Consider the following 23,954-nt stretch of genomic DNA (forward strand, 5'->3'; position numbering starts at 1 on the left):
TAAATTTTAATTATTTAAGCATATCAGCAATTGCTGCGCGCTCTTCTTCAAGCTCGTTCAACGTAAAGTTGATACGTTCACGGCTGAATTCATCAATTTCCAAACCTTGAACGATTTTGTATTCACCGTTTTCAGTTGTTACAGGGAAACCGAACATTACACCTTCAGGGATACCATAAGAACCGTCAGAAGGAATACCCATAGTTACCCATTGACCGTTTGTACCAAGCGCCCAGTCATGCATATGGTCGATTGCAGCATTTGCAGCAGAAGCGGCAGAAGACAAACCACGTGCTTCGATGATCGCAGCACCACGTTTACCAACTGTAGGAAGGAATACGTCTTTATTCCATGCTGCATCGTTGATTTTGTCTTTTAAGCTTTCGCCGTTCACATTTGCAAAACGGTAGTCAGCGTACATTGTTGGAGAGTGGTTACCCCAAACTGTCATGTTTTCGATGTCAGCTACAGCAACGCCAGCTTTTTGAGCAAGTTGAGTCAACGCACGGTTGTGGTCAAGACGCAACATAGCTGTAAAGTTTTTCGCTGGAAGATCTGGAGCAGATTTCATTGCGATGTAAGCGTTAGTGTTCGCAGGGTTACCTACAACAAGCACTTTAACATCACGGCTCGCAACTTCGTTAAGTGCTTTGCCTTGACCAATGAAGATTTCGCCGTTTACTTTAAGTAAGTCAGCACGTTCCATACCTGGACCACGTGGACGTGAACCAACCAATAATGCATAGTCAGCATCTTTAAATGCAACTTTTGGATCATCAGTACCGATCATGCCTGCCAATAATGGGAACGCACAGTCATCAAGTTCCATCATCACGCCTTTAAGCGCTTGTTGAGCTTTCTCAACTGGAATTTCAAGCAATTGTAAAATAACTGGTTGGTCTTTCCCTAACATTTCGCCGCTTGCGATACGGAATAACAAGCTATAACCAATTTGACCTGCAGCGCCAGTAACGGCAACACGAACGGGTTGCTTCATCTAATTATCTCCAATTGAGGATCGTTGATATGATTAAACAGTTTTTCCATTTAATCGTTAATCATAAACGGCAATAATTGTACTCCAATCTTGCGAGTCCTGCATAAAAAATAGAATGATTTGCAACAAAAGTCTGATAGATAATTTAAACAAAATTAGGCTTATTAATAGCTAAATTTGCTCAAAACAAAAACCTGAAGGTATCTGACAAGTATTTTTATCTTTTTAAAGCCATCAAATGAGCTTCAGATGACTCATCATCACCATCACTAATACGTTCCCTGAATCGTGAAATTTTTCGGGCAGTTAGACAGTTCATGACTTGTACATGACTTATAAGAACCATTGCTATTGTAACAAACACTCACATGGGTCAATAAAGTTGTTCCATGATTATTTTGACAGGAAAATTCAATCCCATCGGCAGGCAATCCTGAATTAAGTTTCAGAAACTGTGCCAACAAGGTTTGACGCTGAATCGTATGTGATGAAGCATCAGTTAGAACAGCAGGAATTTTTAAGCGCTGGGCGTAGTTAATAATTGTTCTAAAATACTGTGTCGCAGACATAGACATACAGTCACCAACACTATGCCAAAGCTGAATACGGGATACTTCATCAGGAATAATACGCGCAACAACCTTGGCTTGTAACGGCGGTAAAATTGCCGAGCTAGTGGTTTCACACCCCGTATAACGACCTTCAGGAACCAAACCTGCAACTGTCAGAGCATAACCCTCTAAACATTTGCGCTGTTTTTTACGATTAGGGTCAAGCGCACAAACGGCAGGTGTCATTTGAACATGTAAAATGTAGCCTCGGCTTGGGTTTAGGGTTGGCTGTGCATGGGCTGAAGAGAAAATAACCAAAAAACCAATAGCTATCAATAAACTCACGATTAGAGAAGCTGAATGCTCTAGACATCCTTGTTTAGCCATGTAGAAAACCAAAATCTTACATCTCTCAGATTTATTGCTCTATACGTGCTGGAATAGCACGCATCCATTTACCAATATTTTGTATTCCCTGACCAAGCACTGCACCGTAATGCGTTGCATTGGTCATCACATTTTTTACATAATCACGTGTTTCTGACAACGGAATACTTTCCACATATTGATCTGCAGCGATTGTCCCCGTATTGGCTTGCCAACGGCGTGCCCGATTTGGGCCAGCATTATAACCTGCTGTTGCCAAGACAGCATTACCGTTGAGCTGCCCTTGAATCATTGATAAATAATATGTGCCATAACGAATATTGGTATTCATGTCCGTTAATACTGCAGGATTATACGTTTCCCCCATTTGTTTTGCGACTTGTTTCGCAGTTGTAGGCATAATTTGCATTAGACCTCCCGCTCCAACATTGGAACGTGCATGAGTCACAAAACGACTTTCCTGACGCATTAAACCATAAGCCCAGGCAGGGTCTAAATTAACATTTTGACTATAACTCAGCACGGTATTCTGATGCGGTGTCAAATAGCTCAAATTGTCATTATGTTTCTTCACTGTGCGGTTCGCAGCATAAATTGCCCGATCATACCACCCCAAATCAGCAGCACGCTGAGCAGCAGCTAGCAATAATCCATCATCTTCACGCAAGTATGCCTGACGTACTGCCCAGTTCCATTCGCGGTTAGTATAACTGTCGGGTGCATTAATTTTTTTCAGGGTAAATGCACGGCGAAAATGAATATCTTGATCTAAACGTTGAAAATCGCGGCTTGAAGGTTGAGCTTGTTCACGTTTGTTATAATTTTTACCTAAACGCTCTTGCGCTAACAAGTTATGATAATCATCACCACTTTGTGCCAACCGCTGATAAATCCCCATCGCAATGCGTTTTGAATTGGCATCGCCGCGCTGCTCATAAGCCCGACCTAACCAGTACTGCCAGCGATCTTCCTGCTGCTGGGTGATGGTCATACTGCCAATAGCACGCATCACGCTGTCCCAAGCGCCAAAACGTACAGCTTGGCGCGCATAGACTTCAGCTTCTTCTGGGCTAAATGGCAAACCACCATAACTGGCATCAAAATAGTTCAAGACAATGCGGTTAAAATTATTTTTGAGTACGGTGGTTCCACCAATATAAGCTACTGTTCGATACAAATATTTCTGTACAGCTTCAGGCACATTTTCCGCAGCACGATTGGTGGCACTTAAACCCGAATCAAGATCGGTCTCAGTCAAGCGGGCAAGCGCAAAAATCAGATAGGCATAGTCCGCATCATTGTTTTTAGGTGCTGACCATAAATAATTTAATGGATTACTTTGAATTTGGTTGAATTGTGCCAAGGATAGATTCAACCCCATAGCACTCGCTGTCACTTGCGCCTTGCCTATTTGTCCAGCACGTAACTCACCCCACAAGCGCTGCTGTTTATCTTGTGTGCTCATCAAGGGACTAGTCAACATCATTTGCCCAAGACCCTGACAAGATTCAGGTAAATTCCCTGTATTTAACCAAAGATCTTTAAACTCAGCAAAAACCAGTGGATCATCTGACTTCGCACGTACCTGTGCTACTGCACAGCTTTCTGCCTGATCAGGATTAGTCACATAAGGAACAACAGGTCGAGCATTATTATAATCAGCTTGTTTAACTTTTTCTTCGACATAATCTGCGGCAAGTTTTTCAGCCATCGCCGACTGTGGGTAACGTTTGGCAAAGTCGATAATATTACCTGAAGGTTGATAACCTAAGCTCATGTTAAGCTTCCAATATTCAGGATAATATCCCAAGCTATCTTGTTGCATACTGGCAGAATACTGGTCTAATAATGCGGTATTTCCTGAGCTGGCAGCTCGTAATGCATCATTAAACTGCTCTTCGGCAGCAGATGCGACACAACTTGTCCCCAAAACACATCCCAAGGCAAGTAAACGGCCATAAAATTGATATGTTGTTGCACATAAAACCTGCAATCTGTTCATATAGCCGAATACACCTTCGCTTGCCCTGCAATTTTTGCCCTCAGTTTAATGTTAATACATGCATTGTTGTTGTTATGTTATGTAATAATTTTGCACAAATAATCAGCAATTTTCTACTGATTGGGAAAAACTAAAAGAGCTATAGCTTCAAAACAAAAAATGCTAAAATATCGCTCCTTTTATTCTCTGCCAAAGTGTTTCAGCATCATGCTTCTCAGCATCTGATCACTTAGCCCTATTTTTCAGGAGCCTACATGACGGTTCAGACCTTCATTCCAGCACGTGCCGAAGCTGCCTCAGAAAACACTGTCACCCAGCCTTTGCACACCTCTGATGCTTCAAGCACAGTCAAAAAACTGTACATTGAAACTCAAGGGTGTCAAATGAATGAATATGACAGTCACCGTATGGCAGACCTGCTCGGCGACTCACATGGTTACGAGCTCACTAATGACCCGAAAGATGCCGACATCTTACTGATGAACACTTGTTCGATTCGTGAAAAAGCACAGGAAAAAGTATTCAGTGAACTTGGGCGCTGGCGCAAACTCAAAGAAAAAAATCCTGACCTGATTATTGGTGTGGGTGGTTGTGTCGCATCACAAGAAGGTGACAACATCCAAAAACGTGCGCCGTATGTCGATATGGTTTTTGGGCCACAAACTTTGCACCGTTTACCTCAAATGCTGGATCAGCACCAAGAGCAGATTGAAAAACCAAAGCAAGATAAAATTAAACTGGTCGATATTTCCTTCCCTGATATTGAAAAATTCGACTTCTTGCCTGAACCGCGTGTTGAAGGTTACAAAGCCTTTGTTTCAATTATGGAAGGCTGCTCAAAATACTGTTCATTCTGTGTTGTACCGTATACCCGTGGTGAAGAAGTTTCACGCCCACTGGACGATGTCTTGGCAGAAATTGCAGGACTTGCAGAAAAAGGCGTACGTGAAATCAGCCTGCTTGGACAAAACGTCAATGGTTATCGGGGTGAAACCTTCGATGGCAATATCTGTACTTTTGCCGACCTGTTGCGTTTGGTCTCGGAAATTCCGGGCATTGGCCGTTTACGCTACACAACATCTCATCCACTTGAATTTTCGGATGACCTGATCCAATGTTACCGTGACCTGCCACAAATGGTGTCGCATTTACACTTACCGGTACAAAGCGGCTCAAATGCAGTGTTACAGGCAATGAAACGTAACCACACGATTGATGTTTATATCAATAAAATTGAAAAGTTACGTGCAATCCGCCCAGACATGCATTTATCGAGTGACTTTATTATCGGTTTCCCAGGTGAAACTGATGAACACTTTGCTGAAACTTTGCAGTTCATTAAAGATTTAGATTTCGATCATTCTTATAGTTTCATCTACTCTAAACGCCCAGGCACACCTGCTTCAGAGCTTGAAGACACGACACCTGAAGACGTGAAAAAAGAGCGTCTGGCACAGGTACAAAAAGTCATTAAGCAATCCAGTATCGACAAGACAGATGCCATGCTGGGTACTGTTCAACGCGTCCTGATCGAAAATGTTTCAGAGAAAGATCCAAACCTGTTAGTCGGCACGGCAGACAATACCCGCTTAGTCACGTTTATTGGCGATGCAGCATGGTTGGGTCGTTTTGCAGAAATCGAGATTACTGAAATCAAAACTTTAAATTTAGTCTATGGAGAGCTCTTGAATCTTGAGCCTGACGTGGCGTAATGTAGGGCTATAGACTAAACAACACTTAAAGGAATTGTCTTGACTGCAGCGATCCGACGTACAGTATCTTTTCCGGGTATTTCAATGGAGCGTTTAAAAAGCATGTTGGGTGCTTATAACGCTCACTTGAAACAAATCGAACAACGTTTAGATGTCCAAATTACTCATCGAGGTGATGTTTTCTATATCGATGGGGATATTGAAGCGGTGGAGAGAGCAGAAACTCTCCTACAGCGACTGCATGAAGAAGCAGAACTGTCCTCTTCCGTGAGTGCAGATCAGTTACACATGATGATTCAAGGTAGCCAGACCGAGCGTGATCTCATGGATGATGAGGGTCAGGAACATACTGGGTTGGATAGTATCTGGTTGCAAACACGAAAAGGGCGGATTAACCCACGTGGTGCAAATCAGAAACGCTATGTACAACGTATTTTGCAAAGTGACATTTCCTTTGGTATTGGCCCTGCGGGGACAGGTAAAACCTATTTAGCCGTTGCCGCAGCCGTCGATATGCTGGAACGTAATGAAATCCAGCGTATTTTACTGGTTCGACCTGCGGTTGAAGCAGGTGAAAAACTGGGTTTCTTACCTGGTGACCTAAGCCAGAAAATTGACCCGTATTTACGCCCACTCTACGATGCATTGTATGAAATGCTAGGCTTTGAAAAGGTAGCGAAACTGATTGAACGCCAAGTGATTGAAGTTGCACCTTTGGCCTACATGCGTGGTCGTACCTTGAATCATTCCTTCGTGATTTTGGATGAAGCCCAAAACACCACACCTGAACAAATGAAAATGTTCCTCACCCGTTTAGGTTTTGGTTCACGTGCCGTCATTACAGGTGATATTACTCAAGTTGACTTGCCACGTGGCCAGCAGTCAGGTTTAGCTCATGCTTTACGTGTACTTGAACCTGTGACCGAAATTCATATTACCCGCTTCCACTCACGTGATGTGGTGCGTCATCAGCTGGTACAAAAAATTGTCGAGGCGTATGAAGGCTGGGACAGTGAGCAACACCGAATTGGTGCTGAAGAACGTGCTGCACGTAAAGCACGTCACGAAGCTCTAGTTCAGGAAAATGATGTAGCAGCAGATGCTCAGCATCAGGACGCTTAAGGACAAATTTTGAAACTTAATCTTTCGTTACAACAAGACGTTTTAGCACCTGAATTGGTGCTAAAACGCAGTTATATAAAAAAAGTCATTGAGACTACTTTACGTCATGTCGGCATGCAGCAAGATTGTGAGATCGGCATTGCCTGTGTGGATAACGCAGAAAGCCACGCGCTGAATTTGCAGTATCGCCAAAAAGATAAACCGACCAATGTTTTATCTTTTCCCAGTGATATTCCTGAAGAAGTACTCCCGATGCTGGACGCTTTCCCATTAGGTGATTTGGTGATCTGTATTCCTGTTGTGCTTCATGAAGCAGATCAGCAAAAGAAAAAACCTCTGGTTCATTTTACCCATATGCTTGTACATGGCACGCTACATTTGTTGGGCTATGACCATGAAACTGGCGAACAGGACGCTGAAGAAATGGAGAATCTCGAAGTTGAGATCCTCAGTAAACTCAGTTTAGATAATCCCTATCAAGATCTATAAATTCGTTGGAGTGCAATCTGATGTTTGTGGTGATTTTCAAAGCTGAGATTGCACAGCTTGATCATGAATACAGCCAGCTTGCACAACATCTAAGACAAAAAGCCTTGTCTGAATATGGCTGTCTCAAGTTTGGGTCTTATACGGAAAATGGACAAGAGCTAGCGCTCTCTTACTGGTCTGACCTTAAAAGTATTCAGCGTTGGCAACAAGATCGTGAACATATAGTGGCTCAACAAACTGGACAGAAACGCTGGTATAAGCACTATAGCGTTGAAGTCTGTGAAATACAGCGCCAGTACCAACATCGCAACTTAAAATAAAAAATCGAGATTTACTCCCGATTTTTTATTTTACTTCAAACTCTGCCTCAGCAGGATCAAAGCGCCACGTCCGAACAATACGTAGCTCAGAAATATCTTTCATACTGGCATCAAAACGCCCGAAAGGCGCACCACGGCGTACAGAACTCTTTGCTGCCTCATCTAAAACAGCATGCCCAGAGCTTTGCAATAAGTGAATTGCACGCACCCCACCCTCACTGTTGAGAATCACCATGAGGCAAACCTCACCCGACCAGTGCTGTTGTTTTGCCTGTTCTGGGTAATAACGGTTGCCATACAATTCAACTTTTTCACGAAATTTATTTAAGTATGCAGCAGACGCATCACGCTTTGCCTGAATACCGTCGACTGTCTTAATTTTTTGCTGGCGGCTAAAATCCTGCTGACGTTGCAAATATTGTGCTTCCAGGCTGGCAACCATCGCGGCCTTAGCTTGATACTGGCTTTGTAATTCATCCATGGCTTTTTTACGGTGCTGATCCTCACTTTGCTTTTGCCAGCTCAAGACCGTCATCAGTACTTTTTCTTCAAATTTTAACTCGCGCTGCTGCTTCACCATTTCTAGTTGTTGTAATTGCTGATCTCCTGCCGATTGAGACTCATCTGCTGGAGCAAGATTGGTTGACGTACGGTGTTTTTGTCGAAAAATGCCTGAACCTTGTTGATCGGCCTGTGCAATAAAGTCTGCTTTTTCAACAGCCTCTTTGCTTGGTCGAATCGTCACGGCAATTTCCTGATGCAAAGACTGATCGGCTTGCGGCATGGCAAAACGTATGCACAGCAAAACCAAATGCAGTAGCAACGCTGAAATGGCTGCCACCATAAATACTGAATCTTGCCACCAAGACAGTGTTATTTTTTGCTGAATCGAGTGTTGCTTTGTCATAACATTAAAACGACCAAACTTGCCAAAAATACACGTAACATATAAATATGCGATTTTTTTAGAGAAAAATGCAGTTTTATACTCTTTTTTGCACAAAAACATCAAATGTTCATTTTGCAATGAACGAGTATAAAAAATAGATGTGAATTTTTCATCTAATTCAATAAGATTGCAACCAGTATAAAAAACTATTTTTTGGACCGGATCTATGCAGACGCTAATTTCCAATTTTTCTAAACGTATCCGCGAGGTATACCGTAAGGCTGGGGGATTTATTGAAGAAGAGCGCGAATTTGCATTATCACAAGTGTTTTTAAATGCAACCTTCAAACGTTTTGTGACCGATAACGTCAAGATTTTACAGGACTTGCATGCAGACGTGCATGATGATTGGCTACGCCTGTATGCCACACTAAATGTTAAAGGCTTAGATACTACTCTGTCAGTTGATTTAAAGCTTTTACAAATGGAACTGAACAAAGATACGCAGTTACTCGTATTTGAGCAAATCAGCCAGACTCAAGTCATTGAAGCCAAATTTAAAAATATTTTACAAAAAATAGGCTTTAAATTTGCCCTGTTTTTTTATCAGAAGGTCTTGGATAAAGATCCGCTAGGTACGATTTTGCAGCGCTTCAATGTTGTCGAAGTGAAAGATGATTTACTCTATCTTGATCTAAATCGCTGGTTGGGTAAAAACCCGTCAATTATTGAAACCTTAGCCAAAGTCCATGTCAATCATGCAGTACTGCGTGAAGCAGAACTGGTGGTTTTAGGTAATGTTAATTTGGAAGCACTTTTTAGAAAAGTTAGCAGCAGTACTGACGACACAGAAACAACACCTGTAAGCAAAACAACCACATAATGTGATCATAAACATACAAAAAATATGCGATTGATCCAGTTTTTCAGATTAACTTATATCACCATAAAATATTAAAAGCTCCAGGATATATTTATGCTCAAGCAACAACTTACCTCTTTATCTGCCGTTGTACTTGCTGGAGCAGCATTGATCTGCTCAAGCCAAGCCATGGCACTCAGTCCATTTAAGGCCACCTATCAATTTTCCTATAATGGTCACAATATGGGTTCTGCAACACGGATCCTTCAACAAAATGGCAATAACTGGACGTATGTCTTTGCAGCAAAAGCAGGTATTTTAGCATCAGCAACCGAAACCAGTAACTTCTCGTTACTGGATGATCATGTGATTTCCAATAGTTTTACCCGTAATGCTAATTATATTGGGCTGTCAGACTCCTTTAAAATTCATTTTAATCCTGCAGGAAAAACCATTGCGACCAATCGTAAAGGTAAAGCAAATTCTTTTGCATGGAAATCAGGTGCTTTAGATGAACTCAATGCCGAAGTACAAATTCGTGAAGACTTAAAAAAAACGGGGCTGAAAAACAACTATTATATTACCGATGCTAAAGGCGTTGCCCAACGCAAATTTATTAAACTGGGCACGGAAAATCTTGTAACACCTTACGGCACATTTAGCACCATTAAAGTCAAACTGGATCATGGAAAAGATGAGCGTAATACCATTTTCTGGTTAGCACCAAAACTGGACTATTTACCAGTCAAAGTCGCACATAATGATGGTCGTAGCTCGTATGGAATTCTGCTCACAGGTTATCAAGGGGCGACCCAATAACCGCATTTTTGCAATTTTGACTTGCAATTTTTCGGATGCTTTTTAAAATACGCCTTTGCTTAAAAAAGCATCCGTTCCTTAGAGGTTCCTCCCTGTGCAAGCACTAGAACAGAAAATCTTAAGTGAAGGTATCGTTCTATCTGATCAAGTTCTCAAAGTAGACGCTTTCTTAAATCACCAAATTGACCCTGTGTTGATGCAACAGATCGGGCATGAATTTGCTGCTCGTTTTAAAGATCAAGGGATTACCAAAATCATTACCATTGAAGCTTCAGGTATCGCACCTGCGGTCATGGCAGGTTTAGAGCTTGGTGTTCCTGTGATTTTCGCACGTAAACATCAGTCTTTAACGCTGAAAAATGATTTGTACAAAGCTCAGGTACATTCATTTACCAAACAGACTACCAGTACCATCGCCATTTCAAACAAGTACTTACATGCAACTGATAAAGTTCTTGTGATTGATGATTTCTTGGCAAATGGTCAAGCTGCGCTCGGTTTGATTGATTTGATCCATCAGGCCCAAGCGGAAGTCGTTGGTATTGGTATTGTGATTGAAAAATCCTTCCAAACTGGACGTCAGTTATTGCTGGAAAAAGGCTACCGTGTTGAATCACTCGCACGTGTCGAGTCATTAAATGATAGTCAGGTAACTTTCGTCAGAGATTAAATAAAAAAAGAGCGATTTATTCGCTCTTTTTTTTGACCATATGGTGGATTTAAATTGGAATGCTTGCCCAAAATTGAATCCACTGTTGATTGCTCGGCGCTGAGCGATTTATTGCCCACCCAGCAGCTTGATTGCTACTTCACCCAAACGCTTACCCTGCTCAAAACATAAAGCTTTTTCTTCCGCAGTTAAGCCTTGATCATGACGTGCGCCACTGACATGAGTTGCACCATACGGGGTCCCACCCGACTTGGTATTAGACAATGCAGGATGTGCATTGGTTAATCCCAAAATCATCATGCCATGATGAAACAATGGCGGTAACATGCTCAACAAAGTACTTTCCTGCCCACCATGCATGGAACCCGATGATGTAAACACACAGGCAGGTTTGTTATGCAATGCACCACTCAGCCATAAAGTCGTGGTTTGATCCCAAAAATATTTCATTTCACTGGCCATATTACCAAAACGCGTTGGTGAACCGAGCGCCAAACCAGCACATCCTGCAAGATCATCTAAACTACAGTAAATATCGCCATCTTCAGGAATACTCGGTGCGGCAACTTCAACTGACGTTGCAAGCTGCGGAACAGTACGAATTTTGGCAGACATCCCGACAGCTTCAATTCCATCGGCAATTAAATGTGCCATTTCTTTGGTTGAACCATATTTGCTGTAATAAAGTACTAAAATATAAGCTTGCATTAGGTCTGAAAGATAATAAAAAAGAAAACTATAAGGTATTTTGGCAATTTTTTGGTAGCCTTAGAGGAATAATAAATGCGCATTAAAACAATTAGGTCTAGGTTATGCAAAAACTCATGACACGCTTACCATTTTATGAACAAAAATGGTTTCAATTTATCTTATTTACGATTATGCGTTTTGAAAATGATCGCTGCCGTGACAAAGCGGCATCGCTCACCTATACAACTTTGTTTGCTGTTGTTCCCATGCTCACGGTTTTTCTCGTGATCATTTCATCAATTAAAGCACTCGAACCTGCTCGGCAGCAGGTACAACATTTAATTTATAGTAATTTTCTTCCCCGAAGCAGCATTGCCTTTGACCAAGCCTTTAACTCTTTTGCTGAAAAATCTAGCAATCTGACCACCATTGGTATTCTGTTTTTATTTATGACCTCACTGATGATGCTGACCAGTATCGAAGAAGCTTTTAACCGCATTTGGCGAGTCAAGCAGCAACGTGGTGGCATCATTGGTTTTATGCGTTACTGGACAATTATTTCACTTGGGCCAATTCTGCTTGGCAGTGCTTTTGTGATTTCCTCAACCGTTGCATCACTCAACATTCTCAGTAATAACTTTGTGGGTTATGAAATCGATGGCACTCTTTTTTTAGGATTTATATCTTACATACTGATTATACTTGGTTTTTTTATTCTTTACTGGACCATTCCCAATCGCTCCGTACCTATAACAGCAGCAGCAATGGCAGGATTATTCAGCGGCACTGTATTTCAGTTACTGAAAAGTTTTTTCGGCTTCATGATGGCAAATTTTACCAGTTATGAACTCATTTACGGCGCGTTTGCTGCTGTGCCAATTTTCCTGTTATGGATTTATTTATCATGGAATATTGTCTTACTCGGTGTTGAAGTCAGTTTTGCGCTCACCTCATTTAGCACGGGTAATCGCCAGAAACGTCATCCTGTCATTATGCTGCTCGACATTTTAGAAATGTTTTACAAGAAGCAAAAACTAGGAGAAACCGTCAACGATAAAGAAGCTTTAAAAATTTTGGGCCGAGGTGAAATTGGACGCTGGCCTGCTTATGTTGAACTGCTGCAACGTCAACATCTGATTAAACGTATCGATGGTGATGAATACGCACTGATTCGCAATCTGTCTCAGGTCGATTTCTGGAGTTTTTACAATGCCTTGCCATTTACCCTTCCACTGCGTCAGGATGTCTGCAATATCCACGATGATGATGAATGGGTAAAACAACTCGCTCCACTCCTCAATAATGCAGATGATTATTTAAGCAGCCATTTATCAGTACCACTGTCGAGTTTGTTTGAAGCGAATGACACTACAACACAAATTACCTTGCATAAAAAAACCGAGTGATCACACTCGGTTTTTTCAATATACATCAGTTAGGCATTAACGAAAGTTTTCCAAACAAAATCCTGAGTCTTACCCTTGAGTGTCATCGTAAGCTGATCACCTGCTGTAAGCGCTGCAACGCCCGCAGGTGTACCTGTCATCACCACATCACCTGCTTCAATGGTAAACGCCTGACTCATGTCACACAGCATTTCCCCAATCGGGAACAATAAAAATGCCGTATCGCCTGACTGGCGAACAGTATCATTCACTTCTAGTGTGTAATGTACATTTTTCCAATCTTCGATTTCACTGACATCGACCCAATCGGCAAGCACACAAGCACCATCAAATGACTTGGCACGCTCCCACGGCTGACCTTTGTTTTTCAGTTCTGTTTGCAAATCACGTAAAGTTAAATCCAAACCTAAAGTCACCGCACCAATCGCTTCAAGGGCTTTTACTGGATCAGTTTCCGCCTTTAAAGTCTGATCTATACGCAGAGTCAACTCACACTCATGATGACAACTACCAAGCGCCTCATTCCATGAAACTCCATCGTCCAAACCAATCAAACTACTGGCAGGTTTAATAAACAGTACTGGGCGATCTGGAACGGCATTACCCAATTCTTTAGCATGATCTGCGTAACTACGGCCGACACAAACGATTTTATTTGGACGATAACTCATACGACTTCCTTTGCTCTCTTAGTTCGTTTATTTTTTAAAGCTATGTTCAAAAAGACGCTGTTCATCAGATTGGGCAAAAGCACGTTTTGGTACAATCACCACATTACGGGTTTTAAGTTCCAGCATATACGTTAGTTTACCTTGAGCAAAATTTTGAACTTCACTATACGGATACTGCTGCTTACGCCCACCCGAATATAATTCAAAATAATGCTGATATAGATCAATACCCTGCTCACTTCTGGCAGCCTGATATTTGACGAACTGACGTTTAAACAAGGTTGGCAACAACCAATAACGCATCGCAATTTGTAAAACTAAAAAGAAAACACCCAGACCGACATAATAACGACCTACACCAGAAAAACCGATGTAAAAGCCATAGACAATAATTCCCAAACTAATGAGTGGTGTAAGAAAACGGGTAATTTGTTTTTTACCAAAAGTTGCAAGCCCAAAACCATCTTGTGATTCTTCTAAATTTAGGGCATAACGCAAAGATAAGGCAGGTTTCTGATCTGTCATAACATGCTGCAAATACTCAAGAAAGTATCACTATTAGACCACAATCCCCTCCGCTTTTAAAATCAATCTCTGTGCTATTTTGCAACAGCCTCCCGATCATTGCATAAATAGAACATTCAATTGTAAATATGTTATTTAACCATAAATGTAAAACTATACAATAAATCTCAAGCACCGCATATTTTAGGAATAACCGAATGTCTTTCTTTGCTAAACTTTTTGGTTTAAACAATAAACCTGTCGAATCTTCAACTGAAATCGCAGCTTTATCTTTTTTAGAAATCATGGAAAAACGCCGCTCAATTTATGCGATTGGTCGTAACCTTAACCAATCTCCTGCCGAAATTGAGCAGCTCATCCAGAATGCCATCAAAGCCAGCCCATCATCATTTAACTCACAGTCTTCACGTGCTGTGATTTTATTTGGTCAATCCCATGAAAATTTTTGGTCAATCGTATTGGAAACATTGCGTAAACTTGTGCCAAATGAGGCTTTTGCTGCCACTCAACAAAAAATTCAAAGCTTTTCTGCAGGCGCAGGCACTGTTTTATTTTATGAAGATCAAAATGTAGTGAAAGGCTTACAGGAACAATTTACCGCTTATGCTGATAATTTTCCTATTTGGTCAGAGCATTCAACTGCCATTGCCCAATTTGCAGTATGGTCAGCCCTAGCTGAACAAAATATTGGCGCATCATTACAACACTACAATCCAATTATTGATCAGGAAGTGGCACAAACATTTGCTGTACCTGAACACTGGAAATTACGTGCGCAATTGGTGTTTGGTTCAATTGAAGCTGAAGCAGGTGAAAAAGCATTTATGGATGATGCTGATCGTTTTAAAACATTTGCATAAACCACAAATAGCAGGCACAAAAAAACCGCAATCAATGCGGTTTTTTCAGTTTTTATCAAGTTGGTGCGCTCAGAGAGATTCGAACTCCCGACCCCTTAGTTCGTAGCCAAGTGCTCTATCCAGCTGAGCTATGAGCGCATTGTCTTGATGGATGGGCATTATACGCACTTTTTGCAAAAAACCTAGTCTTTTTTGACAGATTAATGATAAGTGCATAGTTATTAAGCAAAACGAGTGATTACTGGCTAAAAATACAACTCAATTAAAAACTTCCCACCACTGATAATTTTTTATCAGCCAGTGCCAACAGCATGGTCATTTGGACTATCTACATAAGCACAAACCAGATCAAAATCATTCAGACAATATTGCTGCTGCACTCGTCGGGCTTTTTCAGCATAACCACAATCGCCTTGTTGCAATTCGCCTAATACCCAGCCTGAACTTCGAGTGGGTACAGATCAGGCCTATCCCGACTACTGGCACCACTGCTGTAAATACACATCTAAAGAAGATCATCCACGACTACCTGATCACCTTGTTGTTGATGCAATGCGATTTGTTGCTGGACATGTAGCAAATTGGGTAAAACTGTTTGAAAAAATTGCTGTTCCTGCTGTTCTAGGCTCTAGTTTGTCGATTGGGTAATTTTTATAGGTAACTTATTTTTTATAAATTTCAGGCATAAAAAAACCGCTTTTAAAGCGGTAATTTATCAAGTTGGTGCGCTCAGAGAGATTCGAACTCCCGACCCCTTAGTTCGTAGCCAAGTGCTCTATCCAGCTGAGCTATGAGCGCGTAAGTAAATGGCGGTGAGAGAGGGATTCGAACCCTCGATACAGTTACCCGTATGCGTCCTTAGCAGGGACGTGGTTTCAGCCACTCACCCATCTCACCGTAACAGGACGCAATAATACAAACTAAAGCGCAGCTGTTCAAGTCAAGATTACTATTTTTTCTATTTTTTTAACTCAATCACCTATTTTTTAAGCGATTTCAAACAACACGCTGATTTTTTAGGCGACTTTCTTGTTAAAATTGTTTGTACTTAGCTCTGCACGCATAAAAACTGACATTTCAACACATTCTTGCAATGATTTACGTGCAGTCTATTTCTGCATGACTTATGCTAAACCTATCTGCTGATAAGAAGCTATATAATATGATGAAAAACTGGGTCGATCCTGAAGCCAAAGCGGAAGCGGAACGTTACGACAATCCGATTCCTAGCCGTACTTTAATTTTAACCAGCCTTGAACAATTACAAACAGCACAATCACATGCTGAACTGGTTGATCATTTTAATCTGCAAGATGAGAAAAGTATCGAAGCACTGAGTCACCGTTTAAGTGCAATGGTACGTGATGGTCAACTGGGCAAGGACGGCTTAAAGTTCCAACTGCTTAAAGATCAACCGAGTTACGAAGCCACCGTTTATATTAATAGTAAAGGTTTAGGCTCAGCCCATATTGACGGTCAAGATGACCTGCTTCTGCCTGAACGTGAGTTACGTTTGGTTTTTAATGGTGACCGTGTCAAGGTACGCCAAACCTCCGTAGATCGTAAAGGTAAAGCATGGGGGCATATTACTGAGGTTGTACAGCATCGGGTCAAACAGCTGATTGGTAAAGTTGCCGAGCACGAGGGGGAATATTTCATTCAACCTAACACGCCAAATAACCATCAACCGATTACTTTGGAAAAGCAACTCATCGAACATGCTCAAGCCAAAGTCGGTGATAGCTTACGTGTCGCAATCGACACTTATCCAACCCGCGAAGAATTTGCCACAGGGCATATTGTACAGTCGATGGCGGACAAAGCAGATACCGAAATTATTATTCCACAAACTATTCTAGAGTTTGGATTGCCATACGAATTCCCTGAAGATGTTCTTCAAGAAGCTGCGAGCTTTAAAGAACCTTCAGCCAAAGATGTTCAAGGGCGTGTTGATGTCCGCGATTTGGCTTTAGTGACAATTGACGGCGAAGACGCACGTGACTTCGATGATGCAGTCTATGCAGAAAAACGCCCAGGTGGTGGTTATCGTGTGGTGGTCGCGATTGCAGATGTCAGCCATTATGTGCGTTTAGAAAAACCTCTGGATCATGAAGCGCAGGAACGTGGCACATCCGTGTATTTCCCGCATTTTGTCTTGCCAATGCTGCCAGAAGCACTTTCCAATGGTTTATGTTCACTGAACCCACATGTTGACCGTTTATGTATGGTCTGTGACCTGAAACTTTCTCGTACAGGGCGCGTGACAGGTTATGAGTTCTACCCGGCAGTAATGCATTCTAAAGCGCGTTTAACCTACAACCAAGTCAACCAGTATTTAGAAGGTGATTCACAAGCGATTCCTGAAAGCCGTGAAATTCACAAATCAATTAATACTTTGTTTCAGCTTTATCAAATTTTAAAAGACTTGCGTGCAGATCGCCATGCGATGGAATTTGAAACTGTTGAAACTTATATGACTTTTGATGAGCTAGGTGGCATTAAAGAAATTTTGCCGCGTAGCCGTAATGACGCACATAAGTTAATCGAAGAATGTATGTTGCTTGCCAATGTCGCAGCAGCCGAGTATGCCTTGGAACATGACATTCCAATGTTGTACCGTGTACATGAAGCACCTGAATTCTCACGTATCAAAAAAGTTCGTGACTTTGTGAAATTGCTAAATTTAGGTATTCATTTCCCTGAACAGCCAACTCAAGCGGATTATCAGAAAGTCATTGAAGCGACCAAAGACCGCATTGATGCACCCAGCATTCATGCCGTGTTATTACGCTCGATGATGCAAGCCTTCTACGGCGCAAAAAATGCAGGACACTATGGTCTGGCATATGAAGCCTATACTCATTTTACTTCGCCAATTCGTCGCTACCCTGACTTGTTATTACACCGTGCGATCAAAGCACATTTGCATCAGAAAAAGTATGCCTTGTCTGGTGCTGCCCTTGATGATGCAGGTGAACATTTCTCACAAACTGAACGCCGTGCCGATGAAGCATCGCGTAGCGTCACTACATGGCTGAAATGTCATTATATGCAACAGCATCTAGGTGAAGAGTTTGTTGGCATCATCAGCGCAGTCACTGAGTTTGGTTTGTTTGTCACGCTTAAAGATCTATATGTCGATGGCATGATTCACATTAGCCAACTCGGTGATGATTTCTTTATTTATGACCCTGCTAGCCAAACTTTAATTGGACAAAACCGTGGTCAAATTTTTGGTTTAGGTGATGAACTCAATATTAAAGTTGCTGGCGTGAATCTTGCAGAACGTAAGATTGACTTTGAATTACTCAAGCAAATTAGTCACGCAGGCCGTGCCATTCGCAGCCGCGCGCCACGTGCCACAAAACCTGTTGTTCGAGAGGTACAGGAGCAAGTCTTTAATAATCAGGTGACTGCAATTACAACAGAGCAGCAAGATGGTGAGCAGCCTGTTCGTAAGAAAAAGGAAAAAAATAAACCGAGTTCTTACAACAAAAAATCGGACAAGAAATCCTCTGGTAAAGCTGAGACTAAAAGCAAAGACAAAACCAAGAAAAAAGATAAAGTGAAGAAGAAAAAAGCTAACGCTAAATCTCGGCAGGATTAACCCATCTAAGTAAAAGAGCTTCGGCTCTTTTACTTTTTTCACACTTCAACACTAAAAAGAACAAGCGATTTTGATGAAGAAGTAGATTTAAAAAATTCTATTTATTTTAGCGTTACTGTATTAAAGACAGCATTGCGTAATATTCAGATGAAGTAAATTCACATTATGGTGAAATCTGCTTCAAACAGATCTTGATTCAACTCAAATAAACTAAATTTATGGATATAAGTTCAGAACAGACAAAGTTTCCCTTGATTTCCTCTGCCCTAAACCTTAAATCTAGCAATATAGTTTATATTTTTTATGGCTCAGACAATGACATTACAACAAGCAACCCTTCCCGTTCCCCAGTTCGACAAAATCCACCTCGATACATTAAAAACACAGATTCAACAGCATATCCAAGATGGGTTAAAGTTTCTTGTTGAGCTAACTCAAGCCCCTGATGATTTTAATACCCAAACTCAAGTACTCCAGCAAATGGACTCGCTTGAAAATAATCTGAATGAATCATGGGGCATTTTGTCACATTTAAATGCAGTGATGAACAATGCGACAACTCGGGAAGTCTATCAATCACTCTTGCCTGCATTAAGCGAATACTATACACAGCTCGGTCAACACACAGCGCTATACCAAACTTATCAGCATTTAAATGACCGCAGCGAATTTTCTAGCTTAAGTGCCGCACAGCAAAGTGCCATTAAACTTGGCTTACGCGATTTCAAACTGTCAGGTGTTGCACTTGAAGGTGCCGCGAAACAGCGCTATGCAGAAATTTCAGCACGTTTGTCACAGCTTGCATCAGACTTTTCTAACCATGTATTAGATGCAACCCAAGCCTATTTTAAACCTCTAACCGAAGCACAACTTAAAGGCTTACCAGACAGCAGCATTGCCCTGCTTAAACAATACGGTCAGCAGCATGAACTCGACCAGCCTGTCGCTACGCTGGATTTTCCATCGTACTTGGCAATCATGACGTATGCTCAAGATCGTGCTTTACGCGAAGAGTTATATAAAGCCTACACTACACGTGCCTCTGAGCAATCTGAACATACCGAATTTGACAACTCTGAAATCATGCAAGAGATCTTGAGTCTACGTCAGGAAATGGCTCAACTGCTCGGATTTGAAAATTATGCAGCATATTCCCTTGCCAGCAAAATGGCGCCAAATGTTCAGATGGTTTTTGACTTCTTAAATGAGCTGGCTGAACATGCGCGCGCACCTGCCTTGCAAGAAATTGCGGAACTCAAAGCGATAGCCCAACAAGATGGGATTGAAGAACTGCAACCTTGGGACAGCAGTTTTTATTCAGAAAAACTTAAACAGCAGCAATTCAACCTATCCCAAGAAGCCTTAAAGTCTTATTTCCCTGCACCAAAAATCGTACAAGGCTTATTTGAAATCGTACAGCGCTTATATGGTATTCAGATTCAGGAGCGCGCTGCGCCAGTCTGGCAATCTGATGTGCGTTATTTTGAAATCGAAGACAAAGGGCAAGTCATAGGAGGTTTTTATTTAGACCTCTATGCACGCAGTGGTAAGCGTGGTGGTGCATGGATGAGCGATTTCCGTTCCCGCATGCAAACTGCAGCTGCATTACAAAAACCGATTTGCTATATGGTCTGCAACTTTACGCCACCTGTCGGCGAGCAGCCTGCATTACTCACTCATGATGAAGTCACCACGCTATTCCATGAGTTTGGGCATGGTTTACATCATCTGCTGACCGAAGTGGATAATATTTCTGTTGCTGGAACACATGGCGTAGCATGGGATGCCGTAGAATTGCCAAGCCAGTTTATGGAGTTTTGGACATGGGACAAAGCCAGTCTGGATCTGATCAGTGAACATGTTGAAACGAAACAAACGCTACCGCAGGATTTATTAAATGCATTGCTTGATGCGCGCTTCTTCCAATCAGGCATGCAAACTTTACGTCAACTTGAGTTTGCCCTGTTTGATTTAGAAATTCATCAACATACTCCTGCATTAAGCACACCGCAAATCCAAGAGACACTCAACCACATTCGCCAACGTGTTGCGGTTTTACCAACAACACCTTATAACCGTTTCCAGCATAGTTTTAGCCATATTTTTGCAGGTGGCTACGCTGCTGGCTACTATTCTTATAAATGGGCAGAGGTTTTAGCCAGTGATGCTTTTGACCGCTTTGAAAATGAAGGTATTTTTAATACCTCTACAGGAAATGATTTCCGCAAGGCCATTTTAGCTGTGGGTGGTCAAGATACAGCTTTGGATGCCTTCGTGCATTTTCGTGGTCGTGAGCCTAAAATTGATGCGTTATTACGCCATCAGGGTTGGACGAAAGCGCCTAAAAACGCTTAAACTATGCACTCAAAATTCATGACTCATGGTTTAAGGTAGCATTTTATGAAAAAACGATTCATTGCAGGTGCGAAATGTCCTAAATGTGAAGCGTTAGACCGCGTTGTCATGCTGACCGAAAATGAACATGAATGGATTGAATGCATCGAATGTGGTTACAGTGAAAATCGACCAACCCATATCGATCAACCAGAAACTCCAGCTGTCGCTGATGACGTGGGCGTAATTCAATTTCGCCCACGCCAATCCAACCCGTCAAATCATTAATTGACCTGATTATGAAAACAAATAAATCAAATTCTTTATTGCTTTGGATTCTTATTGGCGTCCTTTTTGCCATTTGTGCGGGTATATTTGTTTGGCAATCATGGTTTGTAAATCATCCCGCTCCACCAACCCAACAAGCAACCGTACACCCAAAAACTCAGGCACCACCTATGGCCCGACCTGTTTCAGAATCAGCGGTAACACCTGAAGTACAACAGCCAACACATACTGAACAACCTAAATCACTTGTGAATGATGCGACACTTAAACAGCCGATACCGAAAAACCCTGCTTTGGCTAAAGAAGAGGTCTCCAAACTTGAAGATATTCAACAACAGTTAAAAGAGCAAGAAGCAACGCTCAAAGCTCAACATACCGATGCTGATCGCATCATCGAACTCAAACAACAACAAATCAAACTACTTGAGCAGCAAATTGCAGGACAGCAAAAATCATCAAAATAAAAATTTATCTACATTCAGGCTCAGTCTGCCATTATAGGCGCACTAGCTCGATGCAGTTTTGCTAAAATTTTTAGTTGCTTCCATTTCTGTAAAGTCAGTTGATCCCTCCAAACAATACAAGGCTGTGGCTCTTCCTGCCAATACAACACAATATAAATCTCATGATCCAGTAATTTTTTTAAACTCAGATGGTCAATCTGAGATGTTCTTGTGTATTTAGCTGTCCATTCATTTTCTTTTAATTGTGCAAATGCAACGACCTGTCGTTGTTTCATAAAGACATACCATGCCAGTAATGCCAACAAACCAACGAGCACTACAAGATACCAAGCCAATGTCAAATAACAGAGCAACATGAGCAAGCTATATAGCCCAAATTGAAAAAACCAAGCAATTTTGCTTGGCTTTAACTGAAAACTTAAATTACTGGTGAACATAATGCTTAAGCTTGATAATTAATTCTTTTAATTCGGCACGTGGCGGTTCGCCAACGTCCATAAACCAGTCCAGCAAATCTGGATCTTCCTGATCAATCAACTCTGCAAATAAAGCTTTTTCTTCAGGGCTCGCATGCAAATAATATTGTCGAACATACGGGTCAAAATAAACATCAATTTCTTTCAATCCACGACGTGCACGGTAGATCACTTTGCGTTCTTCTAAACTGATATCGTCTGACATAATTATTTCCAGTCCCATTGTTATGCCAAGTAGTGTAACAAGAATTTGAAAAAACTAAATAGCCAGCATCATGATTTTATTTAGCGACCAAATTTTAATTTTTTATCCCGAAAACCTGCATATTTTAGTACCAGTTTATCTAGTAAATAATTATGTGAGATTCTCCATGGTAACCGTCGCCCCTGTTTCGGCATATGCTCAGCGGCGCGTTGCAAATAACCCGCAGAAAGCGCTCCCATAACCGTCCCAGACAGACGCTGAGTTACATCAGTTATAGGCATTACTTCTCGATAAGCATGCTTGTGCATATAGTTCAGTAGTCGGCAAATATAATCTGCTGCAATATCTACTTTAAGTGTCCACGATGCATTGCTATAACCAATCATCAAAGCAAAATTAGGCACATCACTTAACAAAGTCTCCTGATACAACATTTTTTCAGCAAGATCGACAGGTTGATGATCAACCGTTAACTTTAAACCTCCAAGCAACTGTATTTGTAAGCCTGTTGCTGCAACAATTAGATCAGCTTCCAAATGTTGCCCAGACTTTAATCGAATTCCTGAGGCAGTAAAATAATCAATCTGATCGGTACAAATTTGAGCCTGACCATTTCGCAACACCCGAAACAGATCACCATCAGGGACAGCACACAGACGTTGATCCCAAGGTGCATAACTTGGAGTGAAATGGCGCATATCCACCTGACCTTGCAGCTCCTGTGCAACTGCTTTTAACAATAATCGTTTGGTCAATTGTGGTGCTCGACGTGCAATAGAGTAAACTGCTCTTTGCAATACAATATTGCGTCCACGCACCCAGCGATATGCCCATTTAACAGGCAGGTGCTGACGTAAATACTGATAAGTTTTGTCGTATGCAGAGACTCTCGCCACATAGCTAGGAGAGCGTTGCAACATCGTCACCTGTTTTGCCCCGCCTTTTACCAAAGCAGGAACCAATGTTACGGCAGTTGCTCCACTGCCAATCACAATAATATTTTTACCTTGATATTCAGTGTCTGATGACCATTGTTGTGGATGGACAATAGAGCCCTGAAAGTCTTGTTGTTTGGGAAATTGGGGAAGATAACCTTGGTCATAATTATAATAACCAGTGCAACTGATAATAAATCGAGCTTTCCATACTTCACTCTGCTGCTGTGCATTTTGAGTTTTAAGCTGCCAGCATTTTTGTTGTGTGCTGTAATTTGCAGCAACGACTTGCTGCCCAAAAGAAATTTTATCGAGTAATTTATAATGTTCTACGACATCATATAAATATTTTTGAATAGACTGTCCGTCTGCTAACGTCTGATCTTTAAGCCAAGGATAAAACTGATAACTCAACGTAGACATATCAGAATCGGAACGAATCCCAGGATATCGAAATAAATCCCAAGTCCCCCCAATATTTTGTCGGCGTTCCAATATCTTAAAACTCAGTTGTGGGCAATGTTGTTGCAAATGTACTGCCGCACCTATCCCCGAAATTCCAGCTCCAATTATCAGTACATCAACTTCATATGTCATAAGCATCAGTTTTTTTGAAATTTAATTAATTATAGACCCAATTTTGCATAAAAAAAGGTCGGTAAAAACCGACCTT

General features: G+C 41.5%; 25 protein-coding genes and 3 tRNA genes. 14 read left to right on the forward strand and 14 right to left on the reverse strand.

All coding sequences use genetic code 11. From position 1 onward, the window contains the following. Positions 1–10 precede the first annotated feature (10 nt). The 3 genes from F975_RS13225 to F975_RS13235 form a co-directional block, all read right to left on the reverse strand. Positions 11–997 (reverse strand): malate dehydrogenase, encoded by a 987-nt coding sequence (locus tag F975_RS13225; protein WP_004754160.1) that lies wholly within the window; start codon positions 995–997, stop codon positions 11–13. Between the two features lie 269 nt (positions 998–1,266). Next, entirely contained in the window at positions 1,267–1,935 is a 669-nt protein-coding gene (locus tag F975_RS13230; protein ID WP_004754161.1) for a ribonuclease T2 family protein, read from the reverse strand. A 31-nt stretch (positions 1,936–1,966) separates the two neighbouring features. Then, on the reverse strand, positions 1,967–3,937 hold the full coding sequence (locus tag F975_RS13235) for a lytic transglycosylase domain-containing protein (RefSeq protein ID WP_004754163.1): 1,971 nt from the start codon (positions 3,935–3,937) through the stop codon (positions 1,967–1,969). 254 nt (positions 3,938–4,191) lie between these two features. On the opposite strand from F975_RS13235, the gene miaB reads away from it, so the two are divergent. From miaB to F975_RS13255, 4 genes are read left to right on the forward strand one after another with little or no spacing between them, the layout of a single operon-like run. Beyond that, on the forward strand, positions 4,192–5,649 hold the full coding sequence (miaB, locus tag F975_RS13240) for a tRNA (N6-isopentenyl adenosine(37)-C2)-methylthiotransferase MiaB (protein WP_004754166.1): 1,458 nt from the start codon (positions 4,192–4,194) through the stop codon (positions 5,647–5,649). A gap of 39 nt (positions 5,650–5,688) precedes the next feature. Continuing rightward, the gene (locus F975_RS13245; RefSeq protein WP_004754169.1) at positions 5,689–6,771 is read left to right on the forward strand and encodes a PhoH family protein; all 1,083 of its coding nucleotides are present in this window, start codon (positions 5,689–5,691) and stop codon (positions 6,769–6,771) included. 9 nt (positions 6,772–6,780) lie between these two features. Then, on the forward strand, positions 6,781–7,260 hold the full coding sequence (ybeY, locus tag F975_RS13250; RefSeq protein ID WP_004754172.1) for an rRNA maturation RNase YbeY: 480 nt from the start codon (positions 6,781–6,783) through the stop codon (positions 7,258–7,260). Between the two features lie 20 nt (positions 7,261–7,280). Next, positions 7,281–7,580, forward strand: coding sequence for an antibiotic biosynthesis monooxygenase family protein (locus tag F975_RS13255; protein ID WP_004754175.1), 300 nt, complete (start codon positions 7,281–7,283; stop codon positions 7,578–7,580). 25 nt (positions 7,581–7,605) lie between these two features. On the opposite strand, the gene F975_RS13260 is transcribed toward F975_RS13255, so the two are convergent. Further along, positions 7,606–8,487, reverse strand: a complete 882-nt coding sequence (locus tag F975_RS13260; protein ID WP_034426360.1) for an energy transducer TonB — start codon at positions 8,485–8,487, stop codon at positions 7,606–7,608. Positions 8,488–8,695: 208 nt separating this feature from the next. Here F975_RS13260 and F975_RS13265 point away from each other — a divergent pair, with 208 nt between their 5' ends. The 3 genes from F975_RS13265 (at position 8,696) to F975_RS13275 (ending at position 10,820) form a co-directional block, all read left to right on the forward strand. Then, positions 8,696–9,352, forward strand: coding sequence for a hypothetical protein (locus F975_RS13265; RefSeq protein WP_004754179.1), 657 nt, complete (start codon positions 8,696–8,698; stop codon positions 9,350–9,352). Positions 9,353–9,445: 93 nt separating this feature from the next. Then, positions 9,446–10,150: a DUF3108 domain-containing protein gene (locus F975_RS13270; protein WP_004754182.1), complete on the forward strand. Its 705-nt coding sequence runs from the start codon at positions 9,446–9,448 to the stop codon at positions 10,148–10,150. Positions 10,151–10,244: 94 nt separating this feature from the next. Next, positions 10,245–10,820 (forward strand): xanthine phosphoribosyltransferase, encoded by a 576-nt coding sequence (locus F975_RS13275; protein ID WP_004754185.1) that lies wholly within the window; start codon positions 10,245–10,247, stop codon positions 10,818–10,820. A 108-nt stretch (positions 10,821–10,928) separates the two neighbouring features. On the opposite strand, the gene wrbA is transcribed toward F975_RS13275, so the two are convergent. Beyond that, complete coding sequence (gene wrbA, locus F975_RS13280) at positions 10,929–11,528, reverse strand: NAD(P)H:quinone oxidoreductase (protein ID WP_004754186.1); 600 nt, start codon at positions 11,526–11,528, stop codon at positions 10,929–10,931. A gap of 104 nt (positions 11,529–11,632) precedes the next feature. On the opposite strand from wrbA, the gene F975_RS13285 reads away from it, so the two are divergent. Then, complete coding sequence (locus F975_RS13285) at positions 11,633–12,916, forward strand: YihY family inner membrane protein (protein ID WP_004754188.1); 1,284 nt, start codon at positions 11,633–11,635, stop codon at positions 12,914–12,916. A 29-nt stretch (positions 12,917–12,945) separates the two neighbouring features. Here F975_RS13285 and F975_RS13290 read toward each other — a convergent pair whose 3' ends face one another. After that, positions 12,946–13,587 (reverse strand): fumarylacetoacetate hydrolase family protein, encoded by a 642-nt coding sequence (locus tag F975_RS13290; protein WP_004754190.1) that lies wholly within the window; start codon positions 13,585–13,587, stop codon positions 12,946–12,948. Positions 13,588–13,614: 27 nt separating this feature from the next. Next, the gene (locus tag F975_RS13295; RefSeq protein ID WP_004754193.1) at positions 13,615–14,112 is read right to left on the reverse strand and encodes a YcxB family protein; all 498 of its coding nucleotides are present in this window, start codon (positions 14,110–14,112) and stop codon (positions 13,615–13,617) included. 284 nt (positions 14,113–14,396) lie between these two features. Here F975_RS13295 and F975_RS13300 point away from each other — a divergent pair, with 284 nt between their 5' ends. Next, entirely contained in the window at positions 14,397–14,972 is a 576-nt protein-coding gene (locus F975_RS13300) for a nitroreductase family protein (protein ID WP_034426362.1), read from the forward strand. Between the two features lie 61 nt (positions 14,973–15,033). On the opposite strand, the gene F975_RS13305 is transcribed toward F975_RS13300, so the two are convergent. Together F975_RS13305 and F975_RS16095 are read right to left on the reverse strand one after the other, a co-directional pair. Further along, positions 15,034–15,110: transfer RNA gene (locus tag F975_RS13305), tRNA-Arg, on the reverse strand. Positions 15,111–15,265: 155 nt separating this feature from the next. Then, a complete protein-coding gene (locus F975_RS16095; RefSeq protein WP_265596617.1) occupies positions 15,266–15,394 on the reverse strand; it encodes a hypothetical protein in 129 nt (42 codons plus the stop codon). 28 nt (positions 15,395–15,422) lie between these two features. Between F975_RS16095 and F975_RS13310 the strand changes: the two genes are divergently transcribed. Next, positions 15,423–15,620 carry a hypothetical protein gene (locus tag F975_RS13310; protein WP_034426063.1) on the forward strand — a complete coding sequence of 66 codons (198 nt, stop codon included), beginning with the start codon at positions 15,423–15,425 and terminating at the stop codon, positions 15,618–15,620. A gap of 73 nt (positions 15,621–15,693) precedes the next feature. On the opposite strand, the gene F975_RS13315 is transcribed toward F975_RS13310, so the two are convergent. Continuing rightward, positions 15,694–15,770: transfer RNA gene (locus F975_RS13315), tRNA-Arg, on the reverse strand. A gap of 9 nt (positions 15,771–15,779) precedes the next feature. After that, positions 15,780–15,869 (reverse strand) — tRNA-Ser (locus F975_RS13320). 265 nt (positions 15,870–16,134) lie between these two features. Here F975_RS13320 and rnr point away from each other — a divergent pair. The 4 genes from rnr to F975_RS15880 all read left to right on the forward strand — a co-directional run bounded on the left by rnr (position 16,135) and on the right by F975_RS15880 (position 21,665). Further along, on the forward strand, positions 16,135–18,579 hold the full coding sequence (gene rnr, locus F975_RS13325) for a ribonuclease R (protein WP_004754196.1): 2,445 nt from the start codon (positions 16,135–16,137) through the stop codon (positions 18,577–18,579). 315 nt (positions 18,580–18,894) lie between these two features. Then, positions 18,895–20,934 carry a M3 family metallopeptidase gene (locus tag F975_RS13330; protein ID WP_171063153.1) on the forward strand — a complete coding sequence of 680 codons (2,040 nt, stop codon included), beginning with the start codon at positions 18,895–18,897 and terminating at the stop codon, positions 20,932–20,934. A 45-nt stretch (positions 20,935–20,979) separates the two neighbouring features. Continuing rightward, positions 20,980–21,201 carry a YheV family putative zinc ribbon protein gene (locus F975_RS13335; protein ID WP_004754199.1) on the forward strand — a complete coding sequence of 74 codons (222 nt, stop codon included), beginning with the start codon at positions 20,980–20,982 and terminating at the stop codon, positions 21,199–21,201. Positions 21,202–21,212: 11 nt separating this feature from the next. Beyond that, on the forward strand, positions 21,213–21,665 hold the full coding sequence (locus F975_RS15880) for a hypothetical protein (protein ID WP_034426065.1): 453 nt from the start codon (positions 21,213–21,215) through the stop codon (positions 21,663–21,665). Between the two features lie 20 nt (positions 21,666–21,685). Here the strand turns inward: F975_RS15880 and F975_RS13345 are convergent, their stop codons facing one another. The 3 genes from F975_RS13345 to F975_RS13355 form a co-directional block, all read right to left on the reverse strand. Then, entirely contained in the window at positions 21,686–22,102 is a 417-nt protein-coding gene (locus F975_RS13345; RefSeq protein ID WP_004754205.1) for a protein YgfX, read from the reverse strand. Then, positions 22,089–22,346: an FAD assembly factor SdhE gene (locus F975_RS13350; RefSeq protein ID WP_004754208.1), complete on the reverse strand. Its 258-nt coding sequence runs from the start codon at positions 22,344–22,346 to the stop codon at positions 22,089–22,091. Before F975_RS13350 ends, F975_RS13345 begins: the two co-directional genes overlap by 14 nt. An 80-nt stretch (positions 22,347–22,426) precedes the next feature. Continuing rightward, complete coding sequence (locus tag F975_RS13355; protein ID WP_004754209.1) at positions 22,427–23,878, reverse strand: flavin-containing monooxygenase; 1,452 nt, start codon at positions 23,876–23,878, stop codon at positions 22,427–22,429. Between the last annotated feature and the right edge of the window lie 76 nt (positions 23,879–23,954).

Origin of the sequence: Acinetobacter brisouisimilis, from assembly GCF_000368265.1 — a bacterium.
Lineage (GTDB): Bacteria > Pseudomonadota > Gammaproteobacteria > Pseudomonadales > Moraxellaceae > Acinetobacter.